Origin of the sequence: Paraburkholderia piptadeniae (assembly GCF_900007165.1) — a bacterium.
Lineage (GTDB): Bacteria > Pseudomonadota > Gammaproteobacteria > Burkholderiales > Burkholderiaceae > Paraburkholderia > Paraburkholderia piptadeniae.
Genome location: NZ_CYGY02000073.1, coordinates 43583 through 50602, shown reverse-complemented (window position 1 = coordinate 50602; position 7020 = coordinate 43583). Strand labels below are relative to the sequence as shown.

7 protein-coding genes are annotated in these 7020 nt (G+C 64.5%); 1 reads left to right on the top strand and 6 read right to left on the bottom strand.

The window, feature by feature from the left end; translation table 11 throughout:
• Nucleotides 1-82 precede the first annotated feature (82 nt).
• The 4 genes from BN2476_RS34745 to BN2476_RS34730 all read right to left on the bottom strand — a co-directional run bounded on the left by BN2476_RS34745 (nt 83) and on the right by BN2476_RS34730 (nt 3511).
• On the bottom strand, nt 83-1144 hold the full coding sequence (locus tag BN2476_RS34745; RefSeq protein ID WP_087738718.1) for a GlxA family transcriptional regulator: 1062 nt from the start codon (nt 1142-1144) through the stop codon (nt 83-85).
• Nucleotides 1145-1182: 38 nt separating this feature from the next.
• On the bottom strand, nt 1183-1974 hold the full coding sequence (locus BN2476_RS34740) for an ABC transporter ATP-binding protein (protein WP_087738717.1): 792 nt from the start codon (nt 1972-1974) through the stop codon (nt 1183-1185).
• Between the two features lie 105 nt (nt 1975-2079).
• On the bottom strand, nt 2080-2793 hold the full coding sequence (locus BN2476_RS34735; protein WP_087738716.1) for an ABC transporter permease: 714 nt from the start codon (nt 2791-2793) through the stop codon (nt 2080-2082).
• 28 nt (nt 2794-2821) lie between these two features.
• Entirely contained in the window at nt 2822-3511 is a 690-nt protein-coding gene (locus BN2476_RS34730; protein ID WP_087738727.1) for an ABC transporter permease, read from the bottom strand.
• A 429-nt stretch (nt 3512-3940) separates the two neighbouring features.
• Between BN2476_RS34730 and BN2476_RS34720 the strand changes: the two genes are divergently transcribed.
• Entirely contained in the window at nt 3941-4558 is a 618-nt protein-coding gene (locus BN2476_RS34720; RefSeq protein WP_087738714.1) for a class I SAM-dependent methyltransferase, read from the top strand.
• A 20-nt stretch (nt 4559-4578) separates the two neighbouring features.
• Here BN2476_RS34720 and BN2476_RS34715 read toward each other — a convergent pair whose 3' ends face one another.
• Together BN2476_RS34715 and bamE are read right to left on the bottom strand one after the other, a co-directional pair.
• On the bottom strand, nt 4579-5583 hold the full coding sequence (locus tag BN2476_RS34715; protein ID WP_087738713.1) for a patatin-like phospholipase family protein: 1005 nt from the start codon (nt 5581-5583) through the stop codon (nt 4579-4581).
• 183 nt (nt 5584-5766) lie between these two features.
• Nucleotides 5767-6336, bottom strand: a complete 570-nt coding sequence (bamE, locus tag BN2476_RS34710) for an outer membrane protein assembly factor BamE domain-containing protein (RefSeq protein WP_438942925.1) — start codon at nt 6334-6336, stop codon at nt 5767-5769.
• Nucleotides 6337-7020 lie beyond the last annotated feature (684 nt).

Below are 7020 nucleotides of genomic sequence, written 5' to 3'. Positions count from 1 at the left end.
CGCGGATGCCAGCGCAAGGGCAAAGGAAACCAACGCATTCGCGGATGCCAGCGGCACGCTGAAACAACCACAACAAAAACCTTCACCGCCCGCCAGCATCAGGCGGCTCAATCAACGCCCCCGGCCGCGGCTCATCGATGCCCGCACGGGCAACACCCGCCCCATGCTGCTTCTCGATCCAGTTGCGCCGCTCTTCGCGCGGCGTCACGCCGAACCGCTCGCGGTAAGCATTGGAAAAGTGCGCCGCCGACGAGAACCCGCATGCGAGGCTGATCTGCACGACCGACTTGCTCGTGCGCTGCAACTGCGTGCGCGCCTTCGCAAGACGCAGCCCCAGGTAGTATTTCGACGGCATCGAGCCGAGGTACTGGCGAAAGAGACGTTCCAGCTGCCGACGCGAAACGCCGACCAGCCCCGCTATCTCGTCCGAGGTCAGCGGGTCTTCGATGTTCGCTTCCATCAGCAGCAACGCGTCGTTCAAACGCGGATGCCGCTCGCCTGGCGCCGTCACGAACGGAATGCGCTGACGCTCCTCGCCCGAGCGCAGCGTGCCGACGCCCATCGTGTCCGCGATGCGTTCCGCAAGCTCCGGACCGTGGTCGCGGCCGATCATCGCAAGCATGAAATCGACGGTCGCCTGGCCGCCCGCGCAGGTCGCGCGGTCACGGTCGATTTCGAAGATCTGCTGCGTGACGATCGTGCGCTCGAATTGCTCCGTGAACTGCTGATACGTCTCCCAGTTCACGCTCACGCGATAGCCCGACAACTGCCCCGCCATAGCGAGCCACCAGACGCCATGATGGATGCCCGTCACGAGCGGCGTGCGCTGGCCGACGCGCGACAGGCTCGCGAGGAACAGGCGGTAGTCCGCGAATTGCTGAAAACGCTCGCTGACGATGATCAGCCAGTCGCATGAAATGGCATCGCCGAACGCGGCATCGGCGGGCCATTGCGCGCCGCCCGCAAGCGGCACGGGCCGGCCGTCCCACGAGCACACCTGCCAGCGGTACAGCGCGCGGCCGTCGATCTCGTTGGCCAGATTCAGCGCATCGACGATGGGACCCACGCCCGACATGGAAACAGGAGGCAACGCGACGATTGCGACCTGAGTCGTGCGTGCCGGACTGGACGACGGTCGTGCCATTGATGTGTGCTGCAAAGTGGTGCCGCGCGATGCCGAGGTTACTTGAGGCTGCCGGACAGGAACTGCTTCAGGCGCTCGCTCTTCGGTGCGACCAGCACCTCGGACGGCACGCCCTCTTCCTCCGTGCGGCCCTGATGCAGGAACATCACATGGTTCGACACGTTGCGCGCGAAACCCATTTCGTGCGTGACGACGATCATCGTGCGCCCCTCTTCGGCGAGCTTCTGCATCACCTTCAGCACTTCGCCGACGAGCTCGGGGTCGAGCGCGGAAGTCGGCTCGTCGAACAGCATCACGTCGGGTTGCATCGCCAGCGCGCGCGCAATCGCGACGCGCTGCTGCTGGCCGCCTGACAGATGCGACGGATACTGCTTCTCGAGACGCGGCGCGAGGCCCACTTTCTCCAGGTATTCACGCGCGCGGTCTTCCGCTTCCTTGCGCGGCACGCCGAGCACGTGGATAGGCGCCTCGATCACGTTCTCCAGCACGTTCATGTGCGCCCACAGGTTGAAGTGCTGGAACACCATCGCGAGCTTCGTGCGAATGCGCTGCAATTGCTTGTGATCCGCGACTTCGAAGTTGCCGTGACGGTCGACCTTCGTGCGCACCGCTTCGCCGTCGACGATGATCTGTCCGGCATTCGGCCGCTCGAGAAAGTTGATGCAGCGCAGGAACGTGCTCTTGCCCGACCCGCTCGCACCGATGATGCTGATCACGTCGCCCTTGTTGGCGTTCAGCGAGACGCCCTTGAGCACTTCGTTATCGCCATAGCGCTTGTGGATGTCCTGCACGGCGAGCTTGCAGGCTTCCGTTTGAGTCGTGTGGAGCAAGATGCTCTCCCAGAGTGAAGACGGGTGAAACGGATGCTTCGATGCTGTCGGGCCGCTGACCGATCGGTGTAACGCACGCGTTGCGCGCCGCCGCGCGAAGTCCGGTCAATGCCGGCGCACGGCCAGATACGCGAGCCAGTGACGCTCGGCGCGCCGGAACAGCGCAACCAGCGCGAACGATACAGCAAGATAGATCAGCGCCGCGAGCCCGAATGCCTCGAACGAGCGGTACGTCGCCGAGTTCGCATCGCGCGCGACCTTCAGCACGTCGGGCACGGTGGCCGTGAAGGCGACGGTGGTCGCGTGCAGCATCAGGATCACTTCGTTACTGTACAACGGCAGCGCGCGGCGCAGCGCGGACGGTATCACGATCCGCCGGTACATCGTGAACCAGCTCATCCCATAGGCGCGCGCGGCTTCGACTTCGCCATGCGGCGTCGCGCGGATCGCGCCCGCGAAAATCTCAGTCGTGTAGGCACACGTGTTCAGCGCGAACGCAAGGATCGCGCAGTGAAAGCCGCTGCGGAAAAACGTGTCGAGCAGCGCATGCGAGCGCACGAACTCGAGGCTGTACATGCCCGTGTAGATCAGCAGCAGCTGCACGTAGAGCGGCGTGCCGCGAAACACGTAGGTGTAGAAGCGCACGGGCGTCGAGAGCCAGCGCTTCTTCGACACGCGCGCGACGGCAAGCGGTATCGACGTCACGAAGCCGATGCCGATCGATGCGACCAGCAGCCACAGCGTGACGGCGAGTCCCGAGATGCGCTGGCCGTCCCAATAGAGGAACGCGCGCCAGAACTGGTTGAGAATGTCGATCATGGTCGTCGTCTCCTGCGGATTCGGGCAGTCAGAGTTCGGCGTGCCGCACGCCGATCGAATAGCGCTTCTCCAGCCAGATCAGCACGAGGTTCGACACGGTCGTGATCGCGAGATAGATCAGCGCGGCGACGAGAATGAAAAAGAACATGTTGAACGTGCTCTTGCCGGCGTCCTGCGCAGCCTTGACGACATCGGCGAGACCGATGATCGACACGAGCGCCGTCGCCTTCACGAGCACCTGCCAGTTGTTGCCGATGCCGGGCAGCGCGAAGCGCATCATCTGCGGGAACAGGATGCGGGCGAACACGCGCGCGCCGCTCATGCCGTACGCCGCGCCCGCTTCGAGCTGGCCGCGCGGCACGGCGAGAAACGCGCCGCGAAACGTCTCGGTGAAATACGCGCCGTAGATGAAGCCGAGCGTCAGCACGCCCGCGATGAACGGGTCGATGTCGAATTGCGGCAGACCGAGCGCGTCGGTCAGATTGTTGATGGCGATCTGGATGCTGTAGAAGAGCAGCAACATCAGCACGAGATCGGGCACCGAGCGGATCAGCGTCGTGTAGCCCGTCGCGATCGCGCGCAGCGGGCGGTTGAACGACAGCTTCGCGGCCGCGCCGATCAGGCCGAGCACAACGGCCGCCGCCAGCGAAAGAACCGACAGCTCGATCGTCTTGATCGTGCCGTCGAGAAGCACCGGGCCAAAGCCATAGAGAATCACGCGCGTCTCCTGTCCCATGCAAAGCAGAGTGTTCGAAGGCCGCATCCGCTGCGGCATGGCGCGGATACTCGCAGGCAAAAATACTTTCCTCAAACCGAAGCAGGCGCCTCTTGTGCATCGCAACATCCTCGACAACGTCGGGCGGCTGGCGTTGAACGCCCGCAGAATCGGGCGCTATCCGTTTGTAAGCGGGCGCCGTGCGCAATCCGCGTGCCGCGATTTCACAAGTTTTGGGTCGCTTTTTCGATAGCCGCGCAAGCCGTGCGAAAAGCCCGCAAACCCGCGCCCATTGGGGCTTTCCCTGAATGACAGGCGCCTCTCGTACGGAAACGCGCGTCCCGTCGAAGCCGCATTCGCCACCGCGCGCTAGACTTGCCGATGCCCTTTTGCCCTCGCCGCCGCATGCCATCACCGGACCAGGATCGCCGCATGACATTTCGCCCCGACTCCGCGACGCTCGACGCGTACACGCGCGACGCCGCCCGCTACTCGCGCGAATGGCTCGACCAGCCGCCGCCCGACGACATGTACGCGCTGTGGCACGACCATCTGCTGCCGATGGGCAAAACAGCCGACATCGGCTGCGGCAACGGCCGCGATACGGCCTGGCTCGCGGACAACGGCTATCGCGTAACGGGCTTCGATGCGTCGGAAGGGTTGCTCGAGGAAGCGCGGCGGCTCTATCCGCATATCGCGTTTCGCACGGCGACGCTGCCGTCGCTGGCCGAGATCGACGAGCAGTTCGACAACGTGGTCTGCGAAACCGTGCTGATGCATCTCGCCCCCGATGCGATCACCGATGCCGTCGACAACCTCGTGCGCATCCTGCGCCCGAGCGGCATGCTGTATCTGTCGTGGCGCGTCACCGAGGGCGAGGATCGGCGCCAGCCGGACGGGCGCCTGTATTCGGCGTTCGAGCCTGGGCTCGTCACGAATGCGCTGAGCGCCTGCGTAATCCTGTTCGCTGACGACACGACGAGCGCCAGTTCGGGCAAGCGCGTGTGCCGCATCATCGCGGCCAGACGCACGGAAGGGACCGGAGGTTGAAGCCGGTCGGCCCAGGCCCGTCAATCGATTGCGAGACGCGCGCGGATAGCGGGCAGCATCGCCTCGACGGCCGCGCGCCCTTCCTCGATCGCGGGCTCCGCGCGGTGAAAATCGAAAATGCCCATGCCGCCCAGGCGCGGCTGGATCAGGATGTCGGCGGGCTCGCCCGCGAGACGGCTGCGCGTGATCCGCACCTGCATGATGTCGATGCTTTGCGCGATCGAGCTGAGCAACGAAGGCACGCGCGCGCTCGGCGGGGGCGGCACGCGCACGTCGGGCGAATACTCCGGAGAAGGCTGAAGCCAGTTCGGAAACGGCTTGCCGTTGCGCCGTAACAGGGGCGAAGGTTCAGCCGTGGCGATCTCGGGCGCGGGCGCATCGGGATCGACGCCGACGGGCTCCGCTTCTTCGATGGGCACGGGCGGCAGATCGACCACCGCGCCGCCGAAATCGCGGCCGTTGAGAATATCGTTGTTCAGATCGACGGCGATCACGTAGTCGGCCCGCATGCCGCGCGCAACGGACACGGGCACAGGGTTCGACAGCCCGCCGTCGACGAGCCACACGCCATCGTGCAGAACGGGCGTGAAGATGCCGGGGATCGCAATCGACGCGCGCACCGCATCGACCACGCCGCCATCCTGCAGCCACGTCTCGCGGCCCGAATCGAGCTCGGTCGCGACAGCGGCGAACGGCATGTCCAGCTCGCTGATCTCGCGGCCGTTGAAACGGTTCGCAAACACCTGAATGACTTTCTTGCCGCCCAGCAGGCCGCCCGAGAAACGCAGATCGAGCAGCCGCACCACCGTCTGCCACGTGAGCCGCGACACCCATTCCTCGAGCCAGTCGAGATCGCCGTTCGCATAGACAGCGCCGACCAGCGCGCCGATCGACGTCCCCACGACAAGATCCGGCCTGATCCCCGCATCGTGCAGCGCGCGAATCGCACCGATATGCGCCCAGCCGCGCGCGGCTCCGCCGCCGAGCACGAGGCCGATGCGCCGGTAGCGTCTATGAGTTGACACCGTTCTTTTCTCCCTTGTTTGCAGGCATTTTTATGATTGGACCAGCGTTTTCGGCATTTGTTTTAATCGTCCGCTTTTGCGCACGGTATTTCGCGCCTGGTATCCGGTCCTGGTTGTCGCCTTGCGTGTGTCGTCCTCCGCTTCGCTCGCGGTCTCGCGTCGCGCTTCGTGCTTCGTGCTTCGTCAGTGGCCGCGCATCACGTCCGAGCGCGACGTCGTGTAGACGACGTGATTGACGTCGAAATGCACGTTGAAATAGCCCTCCTGGGTGACGCCGCCTTCACGCCACTTCCAGCTCCATACTGTCTCGGGCTTGAGCGGATAGACGGCCACTTCGCCGGGCTTGCCGAGCAGCCGCCGCACTTCGTCCTCCGTCATGCCCGGGCGGATCTTCGCGAAGTTCGTGGCCGTCAGCACTTGCGTGATCGCTTGCAGCGTGCCGTCCGGGCCGATGTCGACCATGTAGGTGTTGAGGCCTTGCGGGCCGCGCGGATATTCGAGCCGCTTCGAGCCGTCGGTGAAATCGCGCTCGGTTTCGGGCTTGCCCATCTGGTCGCGGATCTGCGCTTCCGTCGTGACGCCGGGCGTGAGGCCTTTCAGAAGCAGCGCATCCGGTTTGACGGCGTTGAAAAATTCCTTGAGTTTTTGCACGGCCTGATCGCTTTGCTGTTGGTCGCAGCCGGCAAGCGCGGACAGCGCGCCCGCCATGGCCACGAAAAGCATCATGTTGCGCAACGAGGTGCGGATAACCATCTTCGATGACACGTCAATCAAATGGTGTGAACGACAGAGAGGATAACCCGCTCGACGGCGAAATCGCGAGCGGACGCGAGGCGGATGTGTTTGGAAAGTTAAAGAGTTGCTACGCGAGATTTCGCGCGTGCGGAGAAGTGCAAAGAAGGGTGGAGAAGTGCCGGGATAAGTCCGTTGCACGGGTTGTGCATGAGTGAGGGCCAGGCCGACGCGACCGGTTCGCTGCGAACAACGCAAGCCGCAGCCATGAGCCGCAACGCAGTTAGCGTTTCGGCCAGAAGCCCCTTGGGCATCTGGCCGTCGCGCAATTTCACCACTTGATCGGCCGCCGGAGCGACGGCCTCTGGCCCCTCGACTATCCCGCAAGTGTTGACAATCTAGCGTCAGCACCTAAATTGCGCGAGAGCGCGTTTACACCGAATCGGCTGATGAATCGCGCGCTGACGCGCTGATTTCGCGGGCGCGCGCAAAGATAGCAGGCGGGCGATGCGTGCCCGGCTGACCCGGCCGGCCCGGTTCGCCCGGGTGTGCGCTGCGTAGCCGACCTACGCGTGACGTGACGGACCGACCGGCGTCGAGGTCCGTGGAGGCCGCCACCTAACCACGCGAAAACGCGCCGCGCAGTTCCGCGTCGTCGACGGCGACGCCTTCACCCTAACGCGTGGACGCTCGGGACTCTGTGCG

What these genes read in the sequence shown, in the direction of transcription:
- BN2476_RS34745 (WP_087738718.1), bottom strand. Translation starts at nt 1,144, where the DNA reads ATGGCACGACCGTCGTCCAGTCCGGCACGCACGACTCAGGTCGCAATC.
- bamE (WP_438942925.1), bottom strand. Translation starts at nt 6,336, where the DNA reads ATGGTTATCCGCACCTCGTTGCGCAACATGATGCTTTTCGTGGCCATG.
- BN2476_RS34735 (WP_087738716.1), bottom strand. Translation starts at nt 2,793, where the DNA reads ATGATCGACATTCTCAACCAGTTCTGGCGCGCGTTCCTCTATTGGGAC.
- BN2476_RS34720 (WP_087738714.1), top strand. Translation starts at nt 3,941, where the DNA reads ATGACATTTCGCCCCGACTCCGCGACGCTCGACGCGTACACGCGCGAC.